General features: G+C 65.0%; 25 protein-coding genes and 2 pseudogenes. 10 read left to right on the plus strand and 17 right to left on the minus strand.

What is annotated here, in order from left to right; all coding sequences use genetic code 11:
- Positions 1–189: 189 nt before the first annotated feature.
- Positions 190–927 carry a glucose 1-dehydrogenase gene (locus AC2VOG_RS11375; protein WP_486939998.1) on the minus strand — a complete coding sequence of 246 codons (738 nt, stop codon included), beginning with the start codon at positions 925–927 and terminating at the stop codon, positions 190–192.
- Between the two features lie 169 nt (positions 928–1,096).
- Here AC2VOG_RS11375 and AC2VOG_RS11380 point away from each other — a divergent pair, with 169 nt between their 5' ends.
- Positions 1,097–2,227: a nitronate monooxygenase gene (locus AC2VOG_RS11380; protein WP_486939999.1), complete on the plus strand. Its 1,131-nt coding sequence runs from the start codon at positions 1,097–1,099 to the stop codon at positions 2,225–2,227.
- Here the strand turns inward: AC2VOG_RS11380 and AC2VOG_RS11385 are convergent.
- Together AC2VOG_RS11385 and AC2VOG_RS11390 are read right to left on the minus strand one after the other, a co-directional pair.
- On the minus strand, positions 2,224–2,442 hold the full coding sequence (locus AC2VOG_RS11385; RefSeq protein ID WP_486940000.1) for an Rv1893 family protein: 219 nt from the start codon (positions 2,440–2,442) through the stop codon (positions 2,224–2,226). The two genes, AC2VOG_RS11380 and AC2VOG_RS11385, sit on opposite strands and share 4 nt — an antisense overlap.
- Positions 2,443–2,458: 16 nt before the next feature.
- A complete protein-coding gene (locus AC2VOG_RS11390) occupies positions 2,459–2,902 on the minus strand; it encodes a hypothetical protein (protein WP_486940001.1) in 444 nt (147 codons plus the stop codon).
- Positions 2,903–3,337: 435 nt separating this feature from the next.
- On the opposite strand from AC2VOG_RS11390, the gene AC2VOG_RS11395 reads away from it, so the two are divergent.
- From AC2VOG_RS11395 to AC2VOG_RS11410, 4 genes and pseudogenes are all read left to right on the plus strand, one after another.
- A complete protein-coding gene (locus AC2VOG_RS11395; protein ID WP_486940002.1) occupies positions 3,338–4,600 on the plus strand; it encodes a cytochrome P450 in 1,263 nt (420 codons plus the stop codon).
- A gap of 9 nt (positions 4,601–4,609) precedes the next feature.
- Entirely contained in the window at positions 4,610–5,623 is a 1,014-nt protein-coding gene (locus AC2VOG_RS11400) for an alcohol dehydrogenase catalytic domain-containing protein (RefSeq protein WP_486940003.1), read from the plus strand.
- A pseudogene (locus AC2VOG_RS11405) lies at positions 5,620–6,179 on the plus strand (YceI family protein). Before AC2VOG_RS11400 ends, AC2VOG_RS11405 begins: the two are co-directional and overlap by 4 nt.
- A gap of 14 nt (positions 6,180–6,193) precedes the next feature.
- The gene (locus AC2VOG_RS11410; protein WP_486940004.1) at positions 6,194–7,066 is read left to right on the plus strand and encodes an LLM class F420-dependent oxidoreductase; all 873 of its coding nucleotides are present in this window, start codon (positions 6,194–6,196) and stop codon (positions 7,064–7,066) included.
- Here AC2VOG_RS11410 and AC2VOG_RS11415 read toward each other — a convergent pair whose 3' ends face one another.
- A complete protein-coding gene (locus AC2VOG_RS11415; protein WP_486940005.1) occupies positions 7,067–8,251 on the minus strand; it encodes a DUF7159 family protein in 1,185 nt (394 codons plus the stop codon).
- 349 nt (positions 8,252–8,600) lie between these two features.
- On the opposite strand from AC2VOG_RS11415, the gene AC2VOG_RS11420 reads away from it, so the two are divergent.
- On the plus strand, positions 8,601–9,581 hold the full coding sequence (locus tag AC2VOG_RS11420; RefSeq protein ID WP_486940006.1) for an esterase family protein: 981 nt from the start codon (positions 8,601–8,603) through the stop codon (positions 9,579–9,581).
- A gap of 86 nt (positions 9,582–9,667) precedes the next feature.
- Here AC2VOG_RS11420 and AC2VOG_RS11425 read toward each other — a convergent pair whose 3' ends face one another.
- Positions 9,668–10,063, minus strand: a complete 396-nt coding sequence (locus AC2VOG_RS11425) for a hypothetical protein (RefSeq protein WP_486940023.1) — start codon at positions 10,061–10,063, stop codon at positions 9,668–9,670.
- Between the two features lie 312 nt (positions 10,064–10,375).
- Between AC2VOG_RS11425 and AC2VOG_RS11430 the strand changes: the two genes are divergently transcribed.
- Positions 10,376–10,831 (plus strand): SRPBCC family protein, encoded by a 456-nt coding sequence (locus AC2VOG_RS11430; protein ID WP_486940007.1) that lies wholly within the window; start codon positions 10,376–10,378, stop codon positions 10,829–10,831.
- Positions 10,832–10,926: 95 nt separating this feature from the next.
- Positions 10,927–12,243: a cytochrome P450 gene (locus AC2VOG_RS11435; RefSeq protein ID WP_486940024.1), complete on the plus strand. Its 1,317-nt coding sequence runs from the start codon at positions 10,927–10,929 to the stop codon at positions 12,241–12,243.
- A gap of 405 nt (positions 12,244–12,648) precedes the next feature.
- Here the strand turns inward: AC2VOG_RS11435 and AC2VOG_RS11440 are convergent, their stop codons facing one another.
- The 5 genes from AC2VOG_RS11440 to AC2VOG_RS11460 all read right to left on the minus strand — a co-directional run bounded on the left by AC2VOG_RS11440 (position 12,649) and on the right by AC2VOG_RS11460 (position 19,453).
- On the minus strand, positions 12,649–13,398 hold the full coding sequence (locus tag AC2VOG_RS11440) for a peroxiredoxin (RefSeq protein WP_486940008.1): 750 nt from the start codon (positions 13,396–13,398) through the stop codon (positions 12,649–12,651).
- 213 nt (positions 13,399–13,611) lie between these two features.
- Entirely contained in the window at positions 13,612–15,357 is a 1,746-nt protein-coding gene (gene ctaD, locus AC2VOG_RS11445) for an aa3-type cytochrome oxidase subunit I (RefSeq protein ID WP_486940009.1), read from the minus strand.
- A gap of 460 nt (positions 15,358–15,817) precedes the next feature.
- A complete protein-coding gene (locus AC2VOG_RS11450) occupies positions 15,818–16,693 on the minus strand; it encodes an acyl-CoA thioesterase (RefSeq protein WP_486940010.1) in 876 nt (291 codons plus the stop codon).
- A gap of 15 nt (positions 16,694–16,708) precedes the next feature.
- Positions 16,709–17,602 carry a dienelactone hydrolase family protein gene (locus AC2VOG_RS11455; RefSeq protein ID WP_486940011.1) on the minus strand — a complete coding sequence of 298 codons (894 nt, stop codon included), beginning with the start codon at positions 17,600–17,602 and terminating at the stop codon, positions 16,709–16,711.
- A gap of 57 nt (positions 17,603–17,659) precedes the next feature.
- Positions 17,660–19,453 carry a CocE/NonD family hydrolase gene (locus tag AC2VOG_RS11460; RefSeq protein ID WP_486940025.1) on the minus strand — a complete coding sequence of 598 codons (1,794 nt, stop codon included), beginning with the start codon at positions 19,451–19,453 and terminating at the stop codon, positions 17,660–17,662.
- Between the two features lie 183 nt (positions 19,454–19,636).
- Between AC2VOG_RS11460 and AC2VOG_RS11465 the strand changes: the two genes are divergently transcribed.
- Positions 19,637–20,080 carry a nuclear transport factor 2 family protein gene (locus tag AC2VOG_RS11465; RefSeq protein WP_486940012.1) on the plus strand — a complete coding sequence of 148 codons (444 nt, stop codon included), beginning with the start codon at positions 19,637–19,639 and terminating at the stop codon, positions 20,078–20,080.
- 14 nt (positions 20,081–20,094) lie between these two features.
- Here the strand turns inward: AC2VOG_RS11465 and AC2VOG_RS11470 are convergent, their stop codons facing one another.
- The 3 genes from AC2VOG_RS11470 to bfr are packed head-to-tail and all read right to left on the minus strand — an operon-like array spanning position 20,095 to position 22,524.
- On the minus strand, positions 20,095–21,447 hold the full coding sequence (locus AC2VOG_RS11470; RefSeq protein WP_486940013.1) for a type I glutamate--ammonia ligase: 1,353 nt from the start codon (positions 21,445–21,447) through the stop codon (positions 20,095–20,097).
- A gap of 45 nt (positions 21,448–21,492) precedes the next feature.
- Complete coding sequence (locus AC2VOG_RS11475) at positions 21,493–21,987, minus strand: carboxymuconolactone decarboxylase family protein (protein ID WP_486940014.1); 495 nt, start codon at positions 21,985–21,987, stop codon at positions 21,493–21,495.
- 51 nt (positions 21,988–22,038) lie between these two features.
- Entirely contained in the window at positions 22,039–22,524 is a 486-nt protein-coding gene (gene bfr, locus AC2VOG_RS11480; RefSeq protein ID WP_486940015.1) for a bacterioferritin, read from the minus strand.
- 357 nt (positions 22,525–22,881) lie between these two features.
- Here bfr and AC2VOG_RS11485 point away from each other — a divergent pair, with 357 nt between their 5' ends.
- The gene (locus AC2VOG_RS11485; RefSeq protein WP_486940016.1) at positions 22,882–23,064 is read left to right on the plus strand and encodes a (2Fe-2S)-binding protein; all 183 of its coding nucleotides are present in this window, start codon (positions 22,882–22,884) and stop codon (positions 23,062–23,064) included.
- A gap of 5 nt (positions 23,065–23,069) precedes the next feature.
- Here the strand turns inward: AC2VOG_RS11485 and AC2VOG_RS11490 are convergent, their stop codons facing one another.
- The 4 genes and pseudogenes from AC2VOG_RS11490 to AC2VOG_RS11505 all read right to left on the minus strand — a co-directional run.
- Positions 23,070–23,828, minus strand: a complete 759-nt coding sequence (locus tag AC2VOG_RS11490; RefSeq protein WP_486940017.1) for an enoyl-CoA hydratase/isomerase family protein — start codon at positions 23,826–23,828, stop codon at positions 23,070–23,072.
- 9 nt (positions 23,829–23,837) lie between these two features.
- Positions 23,838–24,536, minus strand: a complete 699-nt coding sequence (locus tag AC2VOG_RS11495; RefSeq protein ID WP_486940018.1) for an EthD domain-containing protein — start codon at positions 24,534–24,536, stop codon at positions 23,838–23,840.
- A 9-nt stretch (positions 24,537–24,545) separates the two neighbouring features.
- Positions 24,546–25,178 carry a PaaI family thioesterase gene (locus AC2VOG_RS11500; RefSeq protein ID WP_486940019.1) on the minus strand — a complete coding sequence of 211 codons (633 nt, stop codon included), beginning with the start codon at positions 25,176–25,178 and terminating at the stop codon, positions 24,546–24,548.
- Between the two features lie 44 nt (positions 25,179–25,222).
- Positions 25,223–25,432, minus strand: a pseudogene (locus tag AC2VOG_RS11505) (IS607 family transposase); the annotation flags it as partial.
- Positions 25,433–25,593 lie beyond the last annotated feature (161 nt).

Raw genomic sequence — 25,593 nt, forward strand, 5'->3', positions numbered from 1 at the left:
CGAAATCGAACCTGGAGTCCTACGGCATGCACAGGTCGCCGCAGGACGATGCGAAAGTGCAACTACCGACGGTCCTACTCGGGAAATGCCTCGGCAGTTGCACTCTCGTGGACGTCAACGAACGGAGATGCGGCCAGCGTGCCCTGCCGCGATCGCCCGGCGTCAATAGCGCCTGACCGCAACTAACGGTCAGAACTTGTGCGGGACGTCGTTGACCAGCCCGCCATCCATCACGAACTCGGCACCGGTGGCATACGAAGACTCGTCGCTGGCCAGGAACAACACAAAGCTGGCCACTTCCTCGGATACACCGGGGCGGCCCAGCGGAACAGTGACCATGTCGTCCGGAAAGTGCTTGGTCATCGGCGTCCGGATGAAGCCGGGGTGGATGGAGTTCACCCGGATGTTCTGCGACGCCAATTCCAGCGCCGCTGATTTGGTCAGGCCGCGCACCGCCCACTTCGAGGCGACGTAGGGGTGCACCATGACCGCGCCACGCAGACCCTCGATCGACGAGACGTTGATGATCGAGCCGCCGCCCGCGGCCTTCATCGGCTCGACCACGGCCTGGATGCCGTGGAAGGTGCCGTTGAGGTTGACGTCGATGACCTTGTTCCACTTGTCCACATTGAACTGGCCCAACTGGCCGAGTGCCACGATGCCGGCATTGTTGACCAGCACGTTGAGCTTGCCGAAGTCGTTGACCGCGGTGGACACCGCGGCCGCCCACTCCTCGGGCTGGGTGACGTCGAGGTGGACATAACGCGCGGACTCCCCGATGTCGTCGGCGAGTTTTTTGCCATCATCGTCGAGAATGTCGCCGATCACGACCTTCGCGCCCTCGGCAACCAGGGCCCGGGCGTGAGCGGCGCCCATCCCCCGGGCGCCACCACTGATCAGTGCAACTTTTCCGTCCACGCGTCCCATGACGCGACACGCTACCGCAGCCGGCCTCGACGCTAGAACTTGTTCCACCAGGACTCGCTCGGCGAGTGCTTGCTTTCACCCGGGTGTTGTGGCCGACCAAATCCGTACTAAACTAGAACACGTTCCAGTTAGCCTACGCCGCGGTAAGCAACAACGTGAGGACCTTCCCATGCACACTCCCATCTGCGACGAGCTCGGCATCGAGTTTCCGATCTTCGCCTTCACGCACTGCCGTGATGTCGTGGTCGCGGTCAGCAAGGCCGGCGGATTCGGCGTCCTGGGGGCGGTCGGCTTCACTCCCGAGCAGCTCGAGATCGAGCTGACGTGGATCGACGAGAACATCGGCGATCATCCGTACGGCGTCGACATCGTCATCCCGAACAAGTACGAGGGCATGGACTCACACCTGTCGGCCGAAGACCTGGCTGAGTCGCTGCGCAAGATGGTGCCGCAGGATCACCTCGACTTCGGCAAGAAGATCCTCGCCGACCACGGCGTGCCGGTCGAGGACAGCGACGGCGACACCCTGCAGCTGCTGGGCTGGACCGAGGCGACGGCCACGCCTCAAGTCGAGGTGGCGCTCAAGCACTCGAAGGTGAAAATGATCGCCAACGCGCTCGGCACCCCGCCGCCGGAGATGATCAAACACATCCATGACGCCGGGCTGAAGGTGGCGGCGCTGTGCGGCTCTCCCTCGCAGGCCCGCAAGCACGCCGATGCCGGCGTCGACATCATCATCGCCCAGGGCGGCGAGGCCGGTGGGCACTGCGGCGAAGTGGGTTCGATTGTGTTGTGGCCGCAGGTCGTCAAGGAGGTCGCGCCGGTTCCCGTTCTCGGCGCAGGTGGTATCGGCAGCGGTCAGCAGATCGCCGCGGCCCTGGCGCTGGGCTGCCAGGGTGCGTGGACGGGCTCGCAATGGCTGATGGTCGAGGAATCCTCGAATACCCCGGTGCAGCAGGCCGCTTACATCAAAGCCGGCAGTCGCGACACCGTGCGCAGTCGGTCATTCACGGGTAAGCCGGCCCGGATGCTGCGCAACGACTGGACCGAGGCCTGGGAGAAGCCGGACAACCCGAAGCCGCTCGGAATGCCCTTGCAGTACATGGTGTCCGGCATGGCGGTGCGGGCGACCAACCGCTACCCGAACGAATCCGTCGACGTTGCGTTCAATCCGGTCGGCCAGGTCGTCGGGCAGTTCGCGAAGGTCGAGAAGACCTCGACGGTCATCGAGCGCTGGGTTCAGGAGTATCTGGAGGCGACCAATCGGCTCGACGAGTTGAACGAAGCCGCCGCGGTCTAGTCGTCGTCTTCGGCGGCGCCGGTGAAGACCTCTTTGGTCCGCTCGACCGCGTACGTGGCGATGTCCAGCGAGTTGTGGATGATATCGCCTGTGCCACCGGCGATATCGCCTTTGATGATGTGGCTGGCGTTCTCGACGATGTCCGACGACCGCTCGACGGCGTTCGTCACGATGTCGCGGGCGGCGTCGATGGCGTCTTTCGGCCTGAAGGCCATGGCTGTCTCCTGAGTTTTAGGGGAAGTGGGTGATGCTGGTGTCGGACGGGAATCCGCCGCCTTGGCCGTTCGGGGCCCCGCCCCCGGTCAGCTGGCCGATCTGCCAGCCGTGTTCGGTGCAGAGCATGGGCTGCCCGTCGGGCGACTGCGCCGACGACCCGCGCGGGTTGTCGCACTTGGCGCCGACTTGCTGAACTCCGTAGAGCGGATAGGTGATGACCCAGTACCCCGTCTGCGCTGCCGGGAACTGGTTGATGATGAAATGGCAGGCTTCGGCCTGACCGCCGGGGCCCCGGCCGAAGATGAATCGTTCGTAGTTGTCGCACGGTGCACCGAGCGACGCGTCGTAGTTCATCCCCGGTACGTCGCCGTCGTAGTGCCCGGCATCGGCAGGGGCGACCGGCGCCAGGCCGACAGCAGCACCGGTGACCGCCGCGGCAGCGAACATTTCGCGAATCATGATCCACCTTCGGTAGTGCGTCACCGGGCCATTTCTCCTGTGACCCGCAGGCAAGCATAGTCAGTACCGCCGCCGCCACAAGGCCGTTTCGCGCAGCGATCGACAGGCCGGTATGTGCAGATCAGGACGCCGGTCGCGGCCGTCGCCGAAACGAGGTGCAGTGGGCGGGTGCTTGCACCGCGTCGTCGGGAGTGATGACGTCGCTGACAACCATGCACACCAGGGTGGCCTCCTAGTCGGTGACTTCTCCCGGCATGAGACCAGACCGGCAGTGACACCGAAATTCAGCTGAAGGGCTGGCGAGAACACGTTCCAATCTGGTGTCGGGCAATCCCTGCAGAGCCGTTCCATCTCGGCGGTCGCGGTGCTTTACTGAGCCAGAACGCGTCATGTCCAAGTCGTTTTCCCAAAGCCATTTTCATAGGAGTGCCACCGATGCCGACTCCGAATCTTCCTGCCGGATTCGATTTCACTGATCCCGACGTCCACGCCAAACGCCTACCGGTGGAAGAACTCGCCGAACTTCGCCGGACCGCGCCGATCTGGTGGAACGAGCAGCCCGTGGGCGCCGGCGGGTTTGACGACGGTGGTTTCTGGGTCGTGTCCAAACACAAGGACGTCAAGGAAATTTCGCGCCGCAGCGATGTGTTCTCGAGCCTGGAGAAGACCGCGCTGCCACGCTACAAAGACGGTACGGTCGGCGAGCAGATCGAGCGGGGCAAGTTCGTCCTGCTCAACATGGACGCGCCGCAGCACACTCACCTACGCAAGATCATCTCGCGTGGCTTCACGCCGCGCGCCGTGGAGCGTCTTCGCGACGACCTCCGGGAGCGGGCCCGACAGATCGTGGAAACCGCGGCGGCGCACGGATCCGGCGACTTCGTCGAGCAGGTGTCCTGCGAGCTTCCGCTGCAAGCCATCGCCGGACTGTTGGGTGTGCCGCAGGAAGACCGGATGAAATTGTTCCACTGGTCCAATCAAATGGTGGGTGACCAGGATCCGGAGTTCGCCGGCAACGACGCCATCGACGCCTCGATCCAACTGATCATGTACGCCATGCAGATGGCCGCCGACCGGGCCGCCAACCCCGGCGAGGACATCGTGACCACGCTGATCAAGGCTGACGTCGACGGCCACAAACTCTCCGACGACGAATTCGGGTTTTTCGTCATCCTGCTCTCGGTCGCCGGCAACGAGACGACCCGCAACTCGATCACCCAGGGCATGATGGCCTTCACTGACTTCCCCGACCAGTGGGAGCTCTACAAGAAGGAGCGTCCCGCCACTACCGCCGACGAGATCGTGCGGTGGGCCACCCCGGTGACGTCCTTCCAACGGACCGCGCTGCGGGACTATGAGCTGTCCGGAGTGCAGATCAAGAAGGGTCAGCGCGTCGTGATGGTCTACCGGTCGGCCAATTTCGACGAGGAGGTGTTCGAGGACCCGTTCGCCTTCAACATCCTGCGCGACCCCAACCCGCACGTCGGCTTCGGCGGCACCGGCGCGCACTACTGCATCGGCGCCAACCTGGCCCGGATGACCATCGACCTGATGTTCAACGCGATCGCCGACGCCATGCCCGACCTGGAGTCTGTCGGCACTCCCGAACGACTGCGCTCGGGCTGGCTCAACGGCATCAAGCACTGGCAGGTCGATTACCACAGCGATGCCTCGGCCAAATGCCCTGTCGCGCAGTAGGCTACGGCTATGTCGTCACATAAAGCGGTCCAGGTCAAGTCCGCGGGCGCACCGCTGGAGCTCGTCGACGTCGAGACCAGGCCACCGGCGCGCGGAGAAGTGCGGATCAGCGTCAAGGCCTGCGGCATCTGCGGCACCGACGCCCACTTCGTCGCCGGCGACTTCCCCGGCCTGTCCTGGCCGCTCACTCTGGGCCACGAAATCGCCGGTAGGATCGCCGAAATCGGGCCTGATGTTGAAGAATTCGACGTTGGCGACCGCGTTGCCGTCGGCTGGTTCGGCGGCAACTGCAACCACTGCGCGCAGTGCCGCAAGGGGCAGTTCATCCACTGCGTGAACGGCAAAGTGCCGAGCTGGCACTACCCCGGCGGCTACGCGGAGTCAGCGACGGTTCCGGCCACCTCCCTGGCGCGTATCCCCGCGGAGCTCTCCGACGCCGAAGCCGCCCCGATGGGCTGCGCGGGAGTGACGACGTACAACGCGCTACGACACACCAGGGCGCTGCCCGGCGACCGGGTGGCGATCCTCGGTGTCGGTGGGCTCGGTCACCTGGGAATCCAGTTCGCCCGCGCAATGGGTTTTCAGACCATCGCGATCAACCGCGGGACCGCCAAAAAAGAAGATGCGCTCCGACTCGGTGCGCACCACTACATCGACGCGACGGACGGCGACGTCTCCGATGCCTTGAACGACCTCGGCGGGGTTGCTGTCGTGCTGGGTACCGCAGGGGCGTCGAAGGCGATGGCCGCAACTGTCGGCGGGCTGCTGCCCAGGGGCGAGCTTCTCGCCATCGGCGTCACCCCGGAGCCGCTGCCGATCAGCCCCCTCCAACTGATTACGCCGGGCCTCAGCATTGTCGGCCACCCGTCCGGCACGGCCAGCGAAATCGAAGACACGATGCAGTTCGCGGTGCAGACCGGAGTGCGGGCGTGGATCGAAGAGTTGCCGTTGGCGCGGGCCGCTGACGGCTACGCCACGCTGGAACAAGGTCGGGCCCGCTACCGGACCGTCCTGACGGTGTGACGCACAACGACGTTGCTGACTGGAGCCTCGACGGCTCCGACGGTGACGTGCTGATCCGCACCGGTGTCGCCGGGCCGGCCGCGGCGATGGGACATCGGCTGACCCTCGCGATGCGGGGCTGGCGGGCGACGACGAAGTGGGATGCCGACGAACGGTGGCCGCGGAATTGACGGTCGATACTGGCTCGCTGCAAGTCGTGCGCGGTGAGGGCGGCGTCACTCCGCTGTCCCCGCCCGAGAAGTTCCTGGTGCGCAGCAATGCGTTGCGATCGCTGGCTGCCGAGCGCTATCCGCGAATCACCTTTGTCTCCGCGGACATTGAGAAGACCGGCGACGGCTACCGGTTGATCGGGACATTGACCATCCGCGACGTCTCCCGACCGCACATCGTCGATCTGCGCACCGAAGACCTAGGCGGGCACTGGCTGCTTTCCAGCGAAACCACGGTCCGGCAATCGGATTTCGGCATCAAACCGTACTCGCAACTGCTCGGCTCACTGAAGGTCGCCGACGACGTCGTAGTCGCATTCACCGCGAAGCGCGCCAAGAGGTCCTGATGGAAGGAGTCGCGATGAGAATCGGTGTGGTGTTCCCGCAGACCGAGATTGGCGCCGATGCGGGCGCGGTTCGGGCCTATGGCGAGCAGGTCGAACGACTCGGGTTCGCTCACCTGGTGGCCTACGACCATGTCGTCGGTGCGGACGCACGCGTTCACTCCGGCTGGAACGGCCCTTACGACCTACACGACACTTTTCACGAGCCGCTCGTGACATTCGGCTACCTCGCCGCTGTCACCAGCACGCTTGAACTCGTCACCGGCGTGGTGATTCTCCCGCAGCGACAGACCGTTCTGGTCGCCAAGCAGGCCGCCCAAATCGACCTGCTCAGCGGCGGTCGGCTGCGCCTCGGGGTCGGCCTCGGCTGGAATGCCGTCGAGTATGAAGCTCTGGGCGAAGACTTTTCGACCAGAGGTAGGCGCTGCGACGAGCAGGTGCAGCTGATGCGCAAGCTGTGGACCGAGCCGAGCGTCACCTTCGCCGGCCGCTACCACACCGTGACCGGGGCTGGGATTGCGCCGCTCCCGCTGCAGCGCCCGATTCCGGTGTGGTTCGGAGCGGCCACACCGCGCGCGTTGCGACGAGCGGGCCGGCTCGGCGACGGCTGGTTTCCGATGATGGCGCCCGGCCCCAAACTCGAGCGGGCACGTCAAGAGGTGGCGCAGGCGGCGTCCGAGGCCGGCCGGGATCCGGCCCACCTCGGCATGCAGGGTCAGGTGTCCTGGGACGGCAGCGCCGAGCGCTTGGCCGGCGGATTACGAATGTGGGCGCAGGCGGGCGCGTCCCATGTCGCGGTCAACACCATGAACGCGGGGTTGGCGTCGGCCGACGAACACCTCAACGTGTTGAGCATCGCCGCCGACATCGCTCAGGAGTTCGCGGCTTGACTAGGGCGCCGGCGCGCCCGGTGCTCCCGGTGGCGGGGGCGGTGGCTGTTGGTCGGGGTCTTGCCCGTGCAGGCGTTGCAACAACTTCGTGAGCAGCGGGTGCGGGTTGGGCGGCGGCTCGGGCGGAGGCGCAACCGGCGGTGGCGGCGCCGGCGGCGCGACCGGTGCAACGGCGGGAACCTCAGCGGGCGCCTGCTCGACGACGGGCTGCTGCTCGACGACGGGCTCGTGGGCCGGCGCAGTCTTGTGAGCGGGCAGAGCGGGCGGCTTGACCGCGGGCGGCGGCGGAGCCTCGGCGATGGGTGCTTGGGCGGCCAGGTGGGCGAATGGCCGGACCGGGTCGGGCGCGTGGTTGGGCACCAAATGCGGCCCCAGCGCCAGCGACAGCGACGCCACGAGCGTCACCGCGCCGGCGGCCAGGATGGTCACCGCGCCCGCATACGGGCGCTGCCGCGCGGTCTTGTGGTCCTGCCGCCAGCGGTTCACGGTGTCGAGCATCTCGGCATCGGTGAACTCGGTGCTGTGCGCCGCGGCGAGGGCGGCTCCGCGCGCTAAGGCCAATTCCGCGCCGGCCTGAGTGATGACCGGGACCGGCAGCGACGCGAGCCGTGCCGACAGCGCGTCGAGTTCATCGTGAGCGCCGACAACGACGATGCCGCCGGGCTGCCAGGAGCTGCGGTCGAACAGCGCGGTCAGCCAGTGCATCAGATTGGCCGGGCCGCCGGACAGCTGCTTGATGGCGGTTTGGGGTTCGCCGCCCTCGGCGTCGACCATCACCACGATCGTAGAGTCGCCGTCGACCACGCATACCGCGGCTTGGTCGTAGCCGACGACTGGCGCGATGGCGCGGGCGAGCATGTCGCAGGCGTCGTGCAGCCGGATGGGCACCACGTTGTCGAATCCCGCGTCGGTGAGTGACTCGACAAGCAGCGCCGCTTCCGCGACCGATTCGTCGTTCCAGGTGACGCCAACGACGCGCAGGCGTTGATCGAGCCCAGCGGCGGCGCGTTGCGCATCCAGGACAGCGGCGCTGGCCTGCTCAGATGTGTAAACCGCCTGGATTCCGGCGGTGAGATGAACGTCGAAGTCGTCGTGATCGAGGATGGCGCCGTCGGCATCGCGACCTTCCACCAGGACCCAGCCGACTGACTTCGATGTCAGCGACAGCCCAAGTACCGTTTCCAAGTCTGCACCTCAATCGCGGTCCGGTGCCCATGCTCCCGCCCGGCGAACATGACGAAAGACGTATTGCTTCGCAGGCGGCGGAGGACCGGGACCGCGTGGTCTCGTCGGTCTTACCCCGGGTCACCCTACGCGCTCGTCGCGAGAAAGCGCGACTCGGGATAACCGGGTGTGGACTTGCCGGCGGTCGCAAAAAGTTGCCCCGAAGAGGCCGTTTAGGGTTCCTAGCACAGGCCCGCGCAGATGGAAAGGGTTGCTGCCAAATCGCCACACCGTTGTGCCTTCATCGACATATGGTCGGCCGCGCGGTACGTTTTTCCTAGCGTGTAAAGCCGTCGACAAGGGGCCGGATATGGCATATGTGAGCGTCAAGATGCGTGGCTGGGCGAGGCGACTAACGGTCGCCGCGATTTCTGCCGCTGCGCTACCGGGTCTGGTGGGCCTCGTCGGCGGGGCGCCGTCGGCCAATGCTTTCTCTCGACCCGGGCTGCCTGTCGAGTATCTGGAAGTACCGTCGGCGTCGATGGGTCGCAGCATCAAGGTCCAGTTCCAGAGCGGTGGCAGCGGCTCTCCTGCCGTCTATCTGCTGGACGGTCTGCGGGCCCAAGACGACTACAACGGCTGGGACATCAACACCCAGGCGTTCGAGTGGTACTACCAGTCCGGGCTGTCGATCATCATGCCGGTCGGGGGCCAGTCCAGCTTCTACACCGACTGGTACCGCCCGGCCTGCGGCAAGTCTGGTTGCCAGACCTACAAGTGGGAGACATTCCTGACGAGCGAACTGCCGGGCTTTTTGTCCGCGCAGAAGAGCGTGAAGCCGACCGGTAGCGCTGCGGTCGGCATCTCGATGGCCGGTTCGTCGGCAATGAACCTCGCTATCTACCACCCCGCTCAGTTCATCTACGCCGGGTCGCTGTCCGGCTATCTCAGCCCGTCTACCGGCCAAGGCCCGATCGGGCTGGCGATGGGCGACGCCGGCGGCTACAAGAAGGAAGACATGTGGGGGCCCGATAACGATCCGGCGTGGATCCGCAACGACCCCACGGTCAACGTCGACAAACTCGTCGCCAACAACACCCGGCTGTGGGTGTACTGCGGCAATGGGACTGCGAACGAACTGGGCGGCAACAACTTGCCGGCCACCTTCCTGGAGAGCAATTTCATGATCGGCGGTAACAAGAAATTCCAGGATGCGTACCTTGCGGCCGGCGGTCACAACGCCGTGTTCAACTTCCCGCCCTACGGCACCCACAGCTGGGAGTACTGGGGCGCACAGCTCAACGCCATGAAGCCCGACCTGCAGGGCACGCTGGGCGCTCACGCCGGCTGAGTTTCTTTCGCGTCGCGCTCGAGTTCCGATCGGTGCAGGCCGTCTGTGATACGTCCGCACCGGCGGGGTATCCGCTGTGGTGGTTGTCAGCCGCCCAGGGCAGCGAGAAGCTCCTTGATTCGGGCCGCTTCATCATCGGACGGGACTTCTTCGGCCTCGATGGCGTCGAGGAGTTCGGGTGTGAGCCCGGCGCCGTTCGCCGTTTCCTGGGCCGATAGCTTCGCTCGCCGCCGGACGACATAGAGCTGTTGACCCAGCGTCGCGCCGGGTGCCTCGGACACCATCTCCATCAGCGCGTCGTAGCGGGTCCGAACTCCGCTGAGCGAAACGATGACTGACGGTGTCGCGCGACCGCGGGCCGCTGCCTTGGTCAGTGCGGTCTGCAGCTTGCGCAAACCGGACAGGATGACATTTGCGCGATTGGAGAACTCCGGGTCGCTGGTGTCGGGCAGGGCGTCGATGGCTGCGGAGAACATCTGCATCGCTGCCTCGACCAAGCTGACAATGACGGGCGCTTCGCCGTCATCGGGTCCGCTGTCGGTTCTGGACCGCTTTGTGCTGTGGAAATCGTCGATGATGATCACTCCGTCTGAACAGTCATTGGGAAGGCGTCGAAACGCTGAAACGCTAGCGCGGATCTATCGTCGGGACAAGGGATGCGCCGCCCGGCCAATTCGCGGGCATCAGCGTCACTTCTGGCATCCGGGACTGCCCATTGGCTGCGCGGTGCAAAAAATTGGCCGGCATCGCCATTTCCCCGCACCGCTCCCCTGCGGGCATGCTTGGATCAGTACATGCAGGGTTCTGCGACAGTTCAGATGGCCGCGCCGGCGGACCAGATCTGGGATCTGATTACCGATGTCCGAAGCATTGGCCGCTACTCCCCCGAAGTGTTCGAAGCCGAGTGGCTCGACGGCGCCACCGGACCCGCGCTGGGTGCGCGCTTCCGCGGACACGTCAAGCGCAACGAGATCGGACCGGTGTACTGGACGGTCTGTCGAGTCACCGCGTGCGAACCCGGCAAGGAATTCGGCTTCGAGGTGCTGGTCGGCGATCGCGCGGTCAACAACTGGCTCTACCGGCTGACGCCCTCGGGTGACGGGACCGAGGTGACCGAGTCGTTCCGGATGACGTCCTCGCCCGTCCTGAGCGTTTACTACTGGCTGTTCGGCGGATGGATGAGGCAGCGACGCAATGTCCGGGACATGACCAAGACACTGCACCGCATCAAGGAAGTGGCCGAGGCATGAACTGGGAACTCGGCTGAATCCTGATCTCCGGGTGAGCCCGTAGGCTTGGGGCGGCAGCGCGCGCCGGAGTGGAGGCTTGATCTGTGGCAATCGAACTGCGGCAGAGGCTGCACTGGCTGGCGATGCACGGCTTCGTCCGTGGCGTGGCATCGCTCGGCGCGCGGCGCGGTGACCTGCAGGCCCGGCTGATCGCCGACCCGTCGGTGCGAGCGAACCCGGTGCCGTTCTACGAGGAGGTTCGGGCCCGCGGCGCCTTGGTGCGAACCGGGCTCGGCCACATCACCGCCGATCATGCGATCGGCCACGAACTGCTGCGGTCCGACGATTTTCGGGTGCTGTCGATCGGATCCAATCTCCCTGCGCCACTGCGATGGCTGGAGCGCCGGGCCCGCGACAAGCTGCTGCACCCGTTGCGCCCGCCGGCGCTGCTGGCCGTCGAGCCGCCGGATCACACCCGTTACCGCAAAACGGTGTCGTCGGTGTTCACCCAACGCGCCGTGGGCGCACTGCGGGACGGCGTCGAGCAGACCGCGGAGTCGTTGCTGGACGAGTTGTCTTGCCAATCAGGTGTCGTCGACATCGTCGACCGGTACTGCTCGCAGCTGCCGGTGGCGATCATCAGCGACATCCTGGGAGTCCCAGAGTGCGATCGGCAGCGCATTCTCGAATTCGGTGAGTTGGCCGCGCCCAGTCTCGATTTCGGGCTGCCCTGGCCGCAATACCGGCGGGTGCAACGCGGGCTCGCCGGATTCAACCTCTGGCTGGACACTCATCTGGACAAGCTGCGCCGCGATCCCGGCGAGGATCTGATGAGCCAGCTGATCCGCAAAGCTGAAAGCGGCTCGGCGCAAACGTACCTCGATCACGAAGAGCTTCGCGCCGTCGCCGGCCTGGTGCTGGCCGCCGGGTTCGAGACCACGGTGAACCTGCTGGGTAACGGGATCCGGATGTTGCTGGACCACCCTGAGCAGCTACGCACCCTCAGCCGTCGTCCCGAGCTGTGGCCGAACGCTGTCGAGGAGATCCTGCGGCTGGAGTCGCCGGTTCAGCTCACGGCGCGAATAGCGCTCAACGACACCGAGATAGCGGGCCGTCCGGTCGGTCAGGGCGAGCTGGTGTTGGTCTACCTAGCCGCGGCCAACCGTGACCCGGCAGTGTTCCCCGACCCCAACAGGTTCGATATCGAACGCGACAACGCCGGTAGACATCTGGCTTTCTCCGGCGGCAGGCATTTCTGCCTGGGTGCGGCGTTGGCGCGTGCCGAGGGAGAAGTGGGGCTGCGGGCATTCTTCGATCGTTTCCCCGACGTGCGCCCCGCCGGCGCCGGTAGCCGCCGTGATACCCGGGTTCTGCGGGGGTGGTCCATCCTGCCAGTCGCGCTAGGTCCGGCCAGGTCGATGGCCACCCGCTAGAGGCGTGCGCGCAGAGACAGTCCGCGCAGTGCGATGGGGCGGCCTGGTCAGTTGGCGGCGCGAGACGGAAGCCCAGCAGTCGCCCGTCTCAATGACCCGGCCTGCGAGCGTTCGTTGTGGACGGCTCTGGGGATCGCCCAGTTCATGGAACCGTCGCCTATTCAGTTGGGTCGGACGGTCGAAGAATGCTCATTCAGGAATGACGGGCGCGCTGGGGTGTTGATGGGACAAGCACGAGCGAGCCGATTCCCAGCGCGATCGTCATGGCCGTTGGCACCGCACCGACACGTAGCGGGGGCGCAGCAGCAACACCAGCGAGGCCGAACCGGCAAACGCCGCGATGACGACCAGAGGGAACGTTCGGTGCGTCAGGCCCTCCCAAGATTGAAAAGGGCCGACCACCTGTCACTTATGCTGCATGGAACTCTGGCCTTGGATGGCCGATTCGATCTCGTCGGCGGGAATCGCCTTGGTGCAGAAGAACCAGTCCTCGCATTCGACATCATCAGCGTGGCCTTCCATTCGCTCCTTGGCTGTTCCACATGAGCCCGCGGTGGGCACGATTACCCGGTCACCGGGCCGCCAGTCCGCCGGCGTGGCGACGTCGAAGTGGTCGGCCGTTTGCAGGGCCTTGACGACGCGCAATAGCTCGTCGAAGTTGCGGCCCAGGCTCAGCGGGTAGAAGATCATCGCCCGGATCACGCCCGTGGGGTCGATGACGAAGACTGCGCGCACTGCTTTGGTCGTGTCTTCGCCCGGCATGATCATCCCGTACTTTTGTGCGATCTTCATCGACACGTCCTCGATGAGGGGGAAGGTGACCTCGACGTCGCTCATGTCGCGGAAGGTGATCTTGTCCTTGATGGTCCGTAACCAGGCGATGTGGCTGTAAAGCCCGTCGACGGATAATCCAACCAACTCGGTGTTGTATGCCGCGAACTGCTGTTGCATTGAGGCCAACGTCATGAACTCGCTGGTGCACACCGGGGTGAAGTCAGCGGGGTGGGAAAAGAACACTACCCACTTGCCCTTGTAGTCGGCGGGAAAAGCGATATCACCTTGGGTGGTGACAGCTGTGAACGCCGGGGCTGGGTCTCCGATGCGGGGCATGGTTGTCATGGGGGCGGGCGCGGGTGCCTCGGCAGTGGTGGTCATGGCAAGTCGTCCCTTTTCGTTGATTGCTGAAGTGTTCGTTTACCAAATAACGTATACCCGCCGGGGTATATTCCGCGAACGTGGTCTGCCGCGGAGCCAGACTTCTACGCAGTGCCCGCTGCGCGCGGAGGCCCCACCGACTCGTCCGGCGGCGTCGGCGATGGGCATTGCACTGCTGCGCTGATCAGTTCGTCGCTACCGGTGGCTGCGCCATCAGCTGCGGACGTTGACGTCATCGTTTCGGGTGACGTCGCTGTCGCCCGGGCCGTGGGCTCGTCCGACATGCGCTTCGTCACGCATGCGTTGTGACATGTGGGGGTAGTGCAGTTCGAACGCCGGCCGTTCGGAGCGGATGCGGGGTAGCTCGGTGAAGTTGTGCCGCGGCGGCGGGCAACTGGTCGCCCACTCCAGCGAGTTGCCGTACCCCCACGGGTCGTCGACGGTCACCACCTCGCCGTAGCGCCAACTGCGGAAAACGTTCCACACGAACGGCAACATTGACACTCCGAGGATGAACGCACCGACCGTCGAGACGATATTCAACGTGGTGAAGCCGTCGGTGGGCAGGTAGTCGGCGTAGCGGCGTGGCATCCCCTTGTTGCCCAACCAATGCTGCACCAGAAATGTGGTGTTGAACCCGATGAGCGTCAACCAGAAGTGCAGTTTGCCCAGCCGCTCGTCGAGCAACCGGCCGGTCATCTTCGGGAACCAGAAGTAGGTGCCGGCGAAGGTGGCGAACACGATGGTGCCAAACAGTGTGTAGTGGAAGTGTGCGACTACGAAGTAGGAGTCGGTGACATGGAAGTCCAGCGGCGGGCTGGCCAGCAGCACCCCGGTCAGTCCGCCCAGCAGGAAGGTGACCAGGAAGCCGATAGAGAACAGCATCGGCGTCTCAAAGGTCAACTGCCCCTTCCACATCGTGCCGACCCAGTTGAAGAACTTGATCCCGGTCGGTATGGCGATCAGGTAGGACGTCACGCTGAAGAACGGCAGCAGTACGGCGCCGGTTGCGAACATGTGGTGCGCCCAGACCGCGATCGACAATCCCCCGATGGCGAGGGTGGCATACACCAGGGTGGTGTAGCCGAACACAGGTTTGCGGCTGAACACCGGCAGGATCTCGGTCACGATGCCAAAGAACGGCAGCGCGACGATGTAGACCTCGGGGTGCCCGAAGAACCAGAACAGGTGCTGCCACAACAGGACTCCGCCGCTGGCCGGGTCGTAAATATGGGCGCCCAGATGGCGGTCGGCGGCCAGCCCGAACAGCGCGGCGGTCAAGATCGGGAACGCGATCAGCACCAGGATGGACGTCACCAGGATGTTCCAGGTGAAGATCGGCATCCTAAACATCGTCATGCCGGGGGCGCGCATGCAGACCACGGTGGTGATCATGTTGACCGCGCCCAGGATGGTGCCCAGACCGGCGACGATCAGACCCATGATCCACAGGTCGCCGCCGGCGCCCGGTGAGTGGATGGCGTTGCTCAACGGGGTATAGGCGGTCCAGCCGAAGTCCGCCGCGCCGCCGGGGGTGATGAAACCGGAGATGACGATCAGCGAACCGAATAAAAAGAGCCAGTAGGAGAAGGCGTTGAGCCGCGGGAAGGCGACATCGGGAGCACCGATCTGCAGCGGCAGCACCAAGTTCGCGAAACCGAAAACGATCGGGGTGGCATACAGCAGCAGCATGATGGTGCCGTGCATGGTGAACAATTGGTTGTACTGCTCATTGGACAGGAACTGCAGCCCCGGCTGAGCCAGTTCGGCGCGCATCAACAGCGCCATCAGCCCGCCGATGAAAAACAGCGCATAACAGGTGACCACGTACATGATCCCGATCATCTTGTGATCGGTGGTCGTCACCAAACGGTAAACCAACGTCCCCTTGGCTCCCAACCGCGCTGGAAAAGGGCGGCGCGCCTCAAGGGTTTCGCGCGAGGGTGCTTCGGCCGTCACAAACGCCTCCGGATATTTGGCATTGATGACAATCGCGCGGTCGCCAAGCCAGAAGACTTCGAGCACACGTGATGGCGCAGACCAGAATTGAAGTCTGTCCGTGAACCATGTTGACTGTCAATGCATTTGGCGGCGATCACAGAGACCCTCCACCGCGGCGGTTGCTACAGGCGCGTCCAGCGTGAGCTGCTGCTCAGCGGGGCCAGCGGAAAACCGGTGACCCCGCTCCCGGACTGGCTGGGGTGTTCAGCAAGATCGACGCTACACCGCGCGAGAACGGTGTGCAATGGAAACGTACTCCCCATGGTCGGTATGTGGACTAGTGTTCCTGGGCGCGTAAAAATGGCGAGGTCCCGAGATCGTCTCTGGCGAAAGAAAATAGGCCGCTTTATCAAAATCTAGCCGACCTGGATTCCGAAGTTTCACGGCCTAAACCCGTGATTGGGATTACTGACTCAGGCTAGAGGCGTGACTTACCGCCGAAGTAACACTCCAGCGTCATCGTGCACACCAGTTGGCCGTTGCGGTTGAACATGGTGCCCTGCGCCAATCCCCGACCCCCGATGCCGCTGGGGGAATGTTGTTCATAGAGCAGCCAGTCCGACAAATCGGGCGGGTGATGGAACCACATTGCCAGATCCATCAGCGCCGAGAACCCCGGTCCCAGTGGCGTCGTGCGGCGCGCGATCATTGCCGACTCGAGCAACGTGCGTCCCGCAACGAATGCGGTGAGGCAGTCGGCGACGACAGGGTCGGCCGGAGCGATGCCGTTGGGGCGCCACCACATCCGGATGCCGGCGGGCGGCTGCGGCCCGGCGACGTCGGCCGCGAGTCTGGCCGACGGGTCCACGTATCGGTAGTCGATGGGTTGGTCGCGCACCCACCAGCCATTGCGTTCGTCAGCATGGTCGCGGTGCTGTTCGGCGAAGCCCGGCACGGACTCAGGATCGGGGAGATCCGGTGGAAGTTGCTGGTAGACAATGCTTTCGACGGATTTGCTGAACGATGCGACGCCCTCCAGCAGCACCGAGCCGAATTGCCGGGCAGTGACGCGTCTGGCTGAGAAAGTGCCGCCGTCGTGCAGTGCGGCGACTTCGAAGTCCACTGGTTGCCGGGCGTCGCCGGCGCGGAGGAAATACATGTGCAGGCTGTGCGGTAGCCGATCGGTGACGGTTCGGCTTGCCGCCATCAACGCCTGCGCGGCGATGTGTCCACCGGAGATGTGATGGGCGATTTCGTCGATCTGCTCGCCGACGAAGAAGTCCGCGTTGACCTGTTCGAGGTCGAGGCTGTCGAGGACGTGTCGCAGTGTGATGACGGGTGGCGGAGTGGTCACGCACGCATCATGCCGCTAAGACAGGTAGCGGCCAAACCATTCCAGGGTGCGCTGCCAGGCGTCCTCGGCCGCCGCGGCGTTGTAGCGCGGTCCGCTGTCGTTGAAGAAGGCGTGGTCGGCGTCGGGTTCGATGACGAGGTCGTGAATCAGGCCGGCGCGCTCGAGTGCCGCCTTGGCCGCCGGCTCAGAATCAGTCACCCGCTTGTCCAACGCCCCGTAGAACGCCAGCACCGCGGTCGCCTTGTCGCCACTGAAATCGGGGTTGTCGGGAAGCGGGCCGTAGAACGGGACGGCGGCCGACAAGCGTGCGGTGTGTGATGCCAGCAGTTGCCAGACCAGACCGCCGCCGAAGCAGAAGCCGACCATCGCCATCTTGCCGCCCGGAACCCGGTTTTGCAGTTCCGTGATGCCGGAATTCAGGTCGGCGAGCAACCGGTCCGGCGGCGCCGCGGCCAGCGCGGCGGTGGCCTTGGCCGGGTCGGAGAACTTCTCCGTCCCGCCCTCTTCGGACAGCAGGTCTATCGCCAGCGCAGAGTAGCCGGCCCCGGCGAACCGTTCGGCCACCGAGTGGACCCAGTCGGTGAGCCCCTTGTTCTCGTGGATGACCAGCACCCCCCGGCGGGCGTTGTGCGACTGCGCCCAGGCGCCGCGCAGTTCCCCGCGGGGACCGGCCCAGGTGATCGGCTCGGTAGGCAGCGCCCGCTTGGCTCCCGGAGGTTCCACTCCCTCACCCGAACTCGAGTGCAGCGGCCGGGTTTCGTCCTTGCCGCATGCCGCGATCAATGCGGCCGCAGCGCCGCTGCCCAGGCCGAGCAGCGCCAGCCGACGCATGGCTTCGCGACGAGTCAGCAAACCTGCGGCGTGTTCGGTGGCAATCTCTTCGGCGACGTACTGCTGTAAAGATGTCATCGAAACGAGTATGCGCCACAACCGGCGGTTGTGACCGGAAGACGCTGTCGGGCTCGGTCAGTCGAAGCGGTCTGGGTCGGCGAACGAGACCAGCAGATGTGATGGTGTCGGCCCACCTTGATGCAACTGATAGCTGCCACCAGCCAGGTTGCGGCGGGCCGGCACGGTCGGTACGAGATGCGGAAAGTCGAACGTGGTGACCGTCAGCCTCAAGCGGTGACCGGTATCGAGCAGCGCGGCGGTCGGAAAAATCTCGATGTCGTAGCGCGTGAGCTCCCCGGGAACGACGGGCTCGACCGCAGCCCGGGTGCTGAGATGATGCGGCTTGAGCACGGTGCCGTCGGGCAGATACCAGGTGCGCTCGGGGTCCAACGCCCGGTGTGAGCCCAGCAGCGCACCCTGGGTCAGTGGGCGAGAGGAGCCGTCGGGAGCGACGTCGTCGAGGTGGGCGACCCACAGCGTCTCGGTGGTGTCGGCGGTCGCGTGGAGCGTGAGCGTGATCGGCCCGGCGATCAGGGTGGGCTTGGTGCAAGCCTCGGTGGTGTAGGTGAGTGCGCCGCGCTGGACTCGCCGGTTGTCCTGGTCGTAGCGGGTGTTTCCGCCGCGTTGGCTGCGGATGAAGCTGGTCATCCCGAGCGTCCACTGCTCGACGCTACGGCCTGCGATCGGCCCCCGGCTCACGTATTTGACTGTCACCGTGGATGTTTCGGGCGCAGGATCGGCGGTGAGCCGACCCGCGTCGGAGAGATACAAGCGGGTCGGTGTCGCCTGCTCGAGCGGATAGTTGCGCACGTGTAACCAGCGCGAACTGCCAACCGGCTGGAAGGTGAACGGGGCTTCGCTGATCTCTGCCGCGGCGTCGTCGTTCAGCCAGTAGTCAAACCAGCGCAGCTGTATCGCCTGCAGGTGCAGGCCGCCGTAGTCAGAGACGTGATACCAGGGGCCCATCATCAGCCGCAGGTGCTCGGACACCGGCTGCCCGGGCTGCATCGGCTGCTCGTCGGGGCGGCCCGCGAAGGCGTTCTGCAGCGCGGCGTAATTCAGCGGCACACCGCGCTGAAAGGCGTCGTGCCAGCCGCCGATGAGGAACACCGCCACCTTGTTCGCGACGATCTGCGGCAGCACCGAGGCCGGCCGCAGGTCCTCCCAGAACTCTTCGTCGAACGCAGTCTCACCGCCGCCCACGGCGTCGGCGATCAGCGGTCCGAAGTAGCCGCGCTGAGCGCGTCCGCGCTTGCGCACCCCGGCGATGCCGCCGGCCCGAGGTCGCGGATGCTTTCCGCGGTTGATCACTTCCAATGCCGGGTTGACGATGTTCAGCAACTGATAGACGCCGCCGTACACCCGGATCGTGCGAAGGTGCGGCGCCCCGCCCATCGCCGCCGCGTCGCGGTAGAAGTCGCGCGCGGCCATCACCGGGAAGATCGCCTTGAGCGGCGAATCCGGGCCCACCGCGGCGGCGGTGAACAGCTGATTGATCGCCAGGTAGCTCACCCCGAACATGCCGACCCGACCGTTGGCATTGGGCAGCCTGGATGCCCAATCGACCAGCTCGACACCGTCCTGTGCCTGCCGCTGACCGAACATCTGGAAGACGCCGTCGGAGACGCCGCATCCGCGGACATCGACCATCACTTCGATGTAGCCCCGCTTGATCAGAAACGGGGTCGGGCCGCTGCCGATCTGAGCGGCCGGCGGCGGAGCCTTCTTGCCGTACGGCGTCAGCGACATCAGCACCGGGAACGGCCCGGCCGCGGGCTGTCCGGTGTCGCGGTCCGTCGGATAATGGATGTCGGCGCGCAGTTTCACCCCGTCGCTCATCGGAATAGCGACGTTGTGCTCAATGCCCACCCCGTACTGCGCCGCTCTGGGCGTCCAGGGCGGTGAGAACGGTGATGGGCTGGTTTCCCGGGCGCGCCTGCGTCGTGGTCGCAGTGTTGGCATCCCTACCTCCTGCGAGCGTCGTTGCCTGGGCCGACTGTAAGGATGCGCCGAAGCTTGCCCGGCATGGGGGCTGCCTGTCAGGCTTGTTCCATGTCGGTTGACGAAGCGGTGCTCGGCCTGTGGAAGGCGTTGTCAGCCCGGGATTGGGAGGCCGTTAAAAACTCTCTGTCCGCGGATTGCGTCTACATCGACATGCCGGTCGGGCCGACGCTGGCCGCGCGCGGACCTGAGGACATCGTGAAGCGACTCAAGGTCGGTCTCGAACCGCTGGCTTGCTATGAGAACCATGACGGCCTGCTACTGTCCAACGGCGCCGACGTCATGTACGAGCATTCCGAGACGTGGAACTGGCCAAGCGGGGAAACCGCTGTGCTGCAGTTTGTTTCAGTGCATCGCGTCGAGGGCGGCAAAGTCACACTGTGGAAGGACTACTGGGATATGGGCGGGCTGACTGCCCACGCCCCGCCGACGTGGATGGAGGACCTGGCAGCGGCCGACACGTCATGGATCTTTGACGCGACAGGCTTGGTCTGACGAGGCCGAAGCCTTCATACGCTCCAGGCCATCCGGAATTTGTCGGCCAATTGCTCACGGTTGAGATGGGCATAGTGGTCGTGTTCGAAGCGCCGGACCGCGACTGTGGCATCGACGATCGGGTCGCCTAGGATACCGCGCAGCCGTTGCGAGTTATCCAGTGCGGCAATCGCATACGCTTGTGAAGTGGAGAGCGGCTGGATGCCGAGCCGGCCGCGGTCGGCTTCGCTCAGGGTCGCCGGGTCGACCTTGGTCTCTGCGGGCAGCGCCGAGCTATCGGTGATGCCGTCCAGCGCCAGACCCAGGATGGTGGCCGTCGCCACGTACGGATTGGCCGACGGGTCGACGGCCTTGACCTCGACGTTGCCGCCGTACGAATTACCCGGGCCGTCGGCGACGAACCGCACGGCCGCCTCGCGATTCTCGGTGCCCCAGCAGACGTAGGCGCCCGCCCAATTGCCAGGGCGCAGCCGTAATCCTGACATGATCGACCCGCACAGCAGGCCCTGAGCCTCGGGCAATCCACGCAGCACGCCCGCGATCGCGTTTTCGCCCTGCTTTGTCATTCCAGGTGTGCCCCCGCCGTCGGAGAACAGCGGCACGGTTCCATTGCTCAGCGAAAAGTGTTGGTGGGCACCGGATCCGGCGTCACCGACAAACGGCACCGGCGAAAGGCTCACCCGCATGCCGTAGCGGCGGGCGATCCGACTGGCGATGATCCTGGTCAGCACCAATTGGTCAACCGAGGCGACCGGCGATTGCGGTGCCAGAGAAATCTCGAACTGATTGGTCCCGTACTCGGGATGGATTTGTTCGAGCGCAATGCCGGACAACGACGCTGCCGCGACGACGTCGCGGACGAAGGCCTCGTACTCGAGGACGCCTGCCAACCCGTACTGGGCCCACACCGTCGGTGCGAGGCGGTGTCCGTCCGGCTGAACGAGCAGGAATTCCAGCTCGTGACCGACCAACGCCTCGATGCCGGCGTCGGCCAGTGCCCTCTCGATGCGCTGCAGCGCAGCGCGGCCGCACTCCGGCACCGGTGTGCCGTCCTGCTCGAAGAAGGAACCGGGCGCCCACGCCAGTCCATCTCCGAGAATCCGCAGCGCTGACAAGTCGATGCGAACCCGTTGATCGCCGACGACGCCGATGCGGTCGGTGAATGCGATGCCAGTGTGGTCGATCGCGAAGGCGTGCCATACCGGGCTGGCACCCAGACCGTGCTCGGCGAAGGCGTTGGTGCGCCGGATCGGTACGGCTTTGGCCTGGGTGAGCCCCGCCGGATTGATCACCGTGCCGATGACCGCGTCCACTCCTTCGGTCTCGAGCTTGGCGATAGCCGCGGCAGCGAGTGGTGTGGTCGTCATCAGCCGGGAGACGGAAGTCGGCCCTTGGCTAGCGAACTCGGTGCGTCACACCCGGCTGGGCAAGGTCAGCGTGCAGGACTGGGCGATGTCCAAGGTGCGCAGCACGCGTCCCATTCCTACCCACAGCGCGCACGACAGCGCCAGATCGGCGAGCAACTCCTCGGAGAAGTGGTCGTTGCAGCGCGCCCAGAAATCCTCGTCGTCACGCAGCACTGTGTGTTCGGTTGCGAATCGGTAAGCGAATTCGGCCGCCAAGCGCTCTTGGTCGCTGTAACCGGTCCAGGTGCGCCACTGGTCGGCGTGGGCGTAGAGGTCCTCGTCGACGCCGTGGGCGAGCCCGTCGCCGTCACGGGTGTTGACGCACACTTCGCATTCGTTGCTGTGTGCGATGACCATGCGGGCCAGCTCACGGGTTCGCATCGGTAACCGGCTGCGGTTGTAGACCGCGTCGCTGAAAGATCCGATCGCGCCGCCCAGTTCAGGTGACTTCAGGATCCAGCCGGCGAGGTCGTCATCTGGGAAGTTTCCGATTCGGCTCATGGCTGGATGTTACGCCCGAAGGGCCGACAGCCACGGCACTCAGCCGCTGGCTTAACCCGTCGTCGGCGGACGCGAGACACACTGCGCCGAGTACAGCTCTTCGCCGAGCTTGTCCATCAGCTGCAACTGGGTCTCCAGGTAGTCGGCGTGGTGTTCCTCGTCGGCGATGATGCCTTCCAGCAGGGCGGCACTGGTCGAATCCTGCTTCTCGCGGCACATGATCACGCCTGGTTTGAGGCGCTCGAGCACGTCGCGTTCGATCGCCAGATCGGCTTCGAACTGTTCGCGCAGGGTCTGGCCGATGCGCAGGGAGAACAGCCGTTGGTAGTTCGGCAGCCCGTCGAGCAGCAGGATGCGGTCGGTGATGGCCTCGGCGTGCCGCATCTCATCGAAGGACTCGGCGCGGGTGTGGGCCGCCAACTCGGTGAATCCCCAGTTCTCCTGCATCTTGGCGTGCAAAAAGTATTGGTTGATCGCCGTCAGCTCGCTGGTCAATTGCTCATTGAGTAAGCGTAAAACGTCGGGATCGCCTTGCACCTTCACTCCTTAAATAGATCGCCGTAGCACGTGTCCGGGCAACGCTACCGCAGGTCAAAAGCCTTGTCACCGAAGGTAATACTCAGTCAGGTCAGCATTCCCTAACTAACCCGATCCTTGGTTTGAGCATTCGATACGCCATTCGGCATTTATGTCGCCAGCGCCGAGCCGAGAAATTGTGGTCGGCCGGTCCGTGCACGACCCGCGCCCCGCCCGCGCCAAGCGGCGCGCGGATGGTAAGTCAACGCGAGGGGTTGCCGCCGCGTTAGAAGTTAGGTTAGCCTTCACGAACCTGCTTAGGTTAGACTCTACTAACAACGCGATCTGATCACTGTCGGAGATCCTGGAGGTGCGCTGATGTACGTGTGCCTGTGCGAGGGCGTCACCAGCCAGACCGTCTCCGAAGCGGTCGCCTGCGGTGCGTCAACCTCCAAAGAGGTCGCTGCTCGATGCGGCGCGGGCCTGGACTGCGGCCGTTGCCGGCGCACCGTGCGCGCGATCATCGAGGCCTCCACGCAATTGCAGCCGACCGGCACCTGAGTTCTTCAACTCCCCCGCTTGGCGGTGAAATCCGCCAGCGCTGCCGCATTGGCTTGACCGCCCAAAAGTTCAGCGAAATACGCGTTCTCCCGCTCAGTCGCCGCAGCGATGTCAGCCATCGTGGGTTCGACCATCGACTGCTTGACCGCGATCAGGCTCGGAATCGACCGTGCGGCCAGGATTTCGGCGTGCCTACGGGCCTCGGCGACCAACTCGTCGGGCTCGCACACCTTCCAGACCATGCCCATCGCCAGGGCCTCCTGCGCGCTCACCCACTCCGACGACATCAGCAGCCACGCGGCGTTCTGGCGGCCGATCAATTGCGGTAGCAGGTAAGACGATGCCGCCTCGGGTGCGACGCCCAGGCTGGTGAACGGGCACTTCAGCCGCGCCGTCGACGACATGAACGTCAAATCTGCGTAGCCGAGGAGGGTGGTGCCGATACCGACGCCGACGCCGTTCACCGCACAGATCAGCGGCTTGGGGAACCGGGTCAGCGCGTCGATCATCGTGGTGAAATGCGATCCCTGGTTGGCCATCGCGGGATCGGTGATACGGGCCTGCATCTCCTTGAGGTCGTTGCCGGCGCTGAATGCACGCCCGGCCCCGGTCAACAGCACAACGGCCACCTCGGGGTCCCCGGCGGCCTTCAGCAAGGCCCCGGCGGTGGCTTCGTAGAGTGCCTCGTTGAACGCGTTGAGCGCTTCGGGCCGGTTCAGTGTGAGGGTGCGCACTCTCTTGTCGTCTTCGATCTGGAGTATCACCGGCGTCTCCTAGGTAGCGAACGGTGTGGTGAGTACGTAGCGGCTGGTCGGCACGGTGTCGATGTTCTCGTTGGCGCCGAAAGCCGCTGTGCTGGAGACCATTCGGGCCAGCCGCAGCTGTAGATCGGCGTCGTCGGCGGCGCCGAAGAATGCCTGCAGGTCGGTGACGGCCTCGATCGGGAATAGCTCTTCGACGATGCCGGCCAACCGCGGCGCGTCGGGTGTCAGCGCACGCACTACCGCGTTCTGGGTGTAGCCGAAGGTGGATTGAGTCTCGATCGCCACCGGCGTGTGATCGTGCTGCCAGCGCCGAAGCCACGTCGCGTACTCCAATTCGGCCGGACGCCGGAGCAGTGCGATGTTCGCCAGACCTGTCGTGCGCTGCCCCAATTGCAGTGGCGCCGGTAACGGTTTTGATTCGGTGACCAGATAGGCCGCGAGGTGGTCGCATTCGGTCCCCAGCAGGCGCAGCGCCTCGGCGATCTGGTCCCCGTAGCACTGCTGTGTCCACATACTCACCACGGCAACGGCGGGTGGATCGAGCGTCGTCAACGTCATCATCGAGTGATTCACCGCCGCGTCGCGGACGTTGACGCTCAAGCCGGCTACACCGAGCGCCAGGATCTCCTCGGCGACCGATGTTCGCTGCCGTCGACACCAATCATCGTCATGGTCGGCGGACCGCAGCAGTGCCACTACCTTTTCCATGGGCGCAACCTATGCCGAGCGATCCCGCGCCCAGCGCGGTTGGATGAATACGCCTTCGGCCTCGACGGTGACGCCCGCTGCATCGGCGAGGTGGCCGACGGCGTAGGTCTTCACACCCTCGGTGCGGGTGATGCGGGCTTCGCCGCGCAGGTCCCCGAGTCGGGTGGCTCGCACGTAGCGGAAGTTGATGGTGCCGGTCAGGCGTGGATTGATGCCGTCGCTGGCGGCCTCCCCCAGCAGGTGATCGAGTACCAGCGCGGCGACGCCGCCGTGGACGTGACCAGGCGGTCCTTCGTACGCGGCGCCCAGATGAAAATCGCACACCGATGTGCCGGATGCATCGCGATGGATCTGCACCGGCGGCGCAAGCGGATTGCGGATCCCGATGACGGCGTTGCCCCACGCCATCCGCTCGCCGGTGGCCAGATAGCGCACACCAAAGCCACCGTCGGTCTGTTTCTGACGCAAACGTGTGGTGGCCGAATCGATCTCGGCGACGGCGGTTGCTACGGTGCCGGCGTCCACCTCGGTCCTGATCGTCGCGTCGATCAGCGCCCGCACCGACTCGGCCAGCGGCTGGTAGACCGCCCGTAGCCGTTCGACGTCCTCGGCGCTGAGGTCTTCGAGCGTGAAGTCCAACATCAAGCGAAACTAGAACACGTTCACTTCAGTCGCGGTACTGGGGTCCTCGTGACTGCCGTTGCAGTCACCCACGCCACCTGCCGATCCAGATCGGCCGCGGTCCGCGATCGCGCGCCAGCGTCCCCAGCCGGTTCGTCGACAAGAATCAGTCGGCCTACCCGCCGGGCCGGTACCGGCAACAGACCAGCACGAAACCAGCGATACGCCCTCACCCGGGCAACACCATTGCGCTCCGCCCACGCCGCCAGATTCATGTCGTTGTTCCTTCAGCACGCTACCGACAACAACCGACCACTCACCAGGCAACAGCTGACTACGCCACCGGACGAACTCGCTGGTCGGCGACGAGCAGTTCGCTGATCAACCCGGCGAGCTGCCGGTAGGGGCCTTCGCGTCCGCTGGATGCGCGGAACAC

This window comes from Mycobacterium sp. TH-M11 (assembly GCF_057473725.1).

What these genes read in the sequence shown, in the direction of transcription:
- AC2VOG_RS11375 (WP_486939998.1), bottom strand. Translation starts at nt 927, where the DNA reads ATGGGACGCGTGGACGGAAAAGTTGCACTGATCAGTGGTGGCGCCCGG.
- AC2VOG_RS11380 (WP_486939999.1), top strand. Translation starts at nt 1,097, where the DNA reads ATGCACACTCCCATCTGCGACGAGCTCGGCATCGAGTTTCCGATCTTC.
- AC2VOG_RS11385 (WP_486940000.1), bottom strand. Translation starts at nt 2,442, where the DNA reads ATGGCCTTCAGGCCGAAAGACGCCATCGACGCCGCCCGCGACATCGTG.
- AC2VOG_RS11390 (WP_486940001.1), bottom strand. Translation starts at nt 2,902, where the DNA reads ATGATTCGCGAAATGTTCGCTGCCGCGGCGGTCACCGGTGCTGCTGTC.
- AC2VOG_RS11395 (WP_486940002.1), top strand. Translation starts at nt 3,338, where the DNA reads ATGCCGACTCCGAATCTTCCTGCCGGATTCGATTTCACTGATCCCGAC.
- AC2VOG_RS11400 (WP_486940003.1), top strand. Translation starts at nt 4,610, where the DNA reads ATGTCGTCACATAAAGCGGTCCAGGTCAAGTCCGCGGGCGCACCGCTG.
- AC2VOG_RS11410 (WP_486940004.1), top strand. Translation starts at nt 6,194, where the DNA reads ATGAGAATCGGTGTGGTGTTCCCGCAGACCGAGATTGGCGCCGATGCG.
- AC2VOG_RS11420 (WP_486940006.1), top strand. Translation starts at nt 8,601, where the DNA reads ATGGCATATGTGAGCGTCAAGATGCGTGGCTGGGCGAGGCGACTAACG.
- AC2VOG_RS11425 (WP_486940023.1), bottom strand. Translation starts at nt 10,063, where the DNA reads ATGCAGATGTTCTCCGCAGCCATCGACGCCCTGCCCGACACCAGCGAC.
- AC2VOG_RS11430 (WP_486940007.1), top strand. Translation starts at nt 10,376, where the DNA reads ATGCAGGGTTCTGCGACAGTTCAGATGGCCGCGCCGGCGGACCAGATC.
- AC2VOG_RS11440 (WP_486940008.1), bottom strand. Translation starts at nt 13,398, where the DNA reads ATGACCACCACTGCCGAGGCACCCGCGCCCGCCCCCATGACAACCATG.
- AC2VOG_RS11455 (WP_486940011.1), bottom strand. Translation starts at nt 17,602, where the DNA reads ATGACATCTTTACAGCAGTACGTCGCCGAAGAGATTGCCACCGAACAC.
- AC2VOG_RS11465 (WP_486940012.1), top strand. Translation starts at nt 19,637, where the DNA reads ATGTCGGTTGACGAAGCGGTGCTCGGCCTGTGGAAGGCGTTGTCAGCC.
- AC2VOG_RS11470 (WP_486940013.1), bottom strand. Translation starts at nt 21,447, where the DNA reads ATGACGACCACACCACTCGCTGCCGCGGCTATCGCCAAGCTCGAGACC.
- AC2VOG_RS11475 (WP_486940014.1), bottom strand. Translation starts at nt 21,987, where the DNA reads ATGAGCCGAATCGGAAACTTCCCAGATGACGACCTCGCCGGCTGGATC.
- AC2VOG_RS11485 (WP_486940016.1), top strand. Translation starts at nt 22,882, where the DNA reads ATGTACGTGTGCCTGTGCGAGGGCGTCACCAGCCAGACCGTCTCCGAA.
- AC2VOG_RS11495 (WP_486940018.1), bottom strand. Translation starts at nt 24,536, where the DNA reads ATGGAAAAGGTAGTGGCACTGCTGCGGTCCGCCGACCATGACGATGAT.
- AC2VOG_RS11500 (WP_486940019.1), bottom strand. Translation starts at nt 25,178, where the DNA reads ATGTTGGACTTCACGCTCGAAGACCTCAGCGCCGAGGACGTCGAACGG.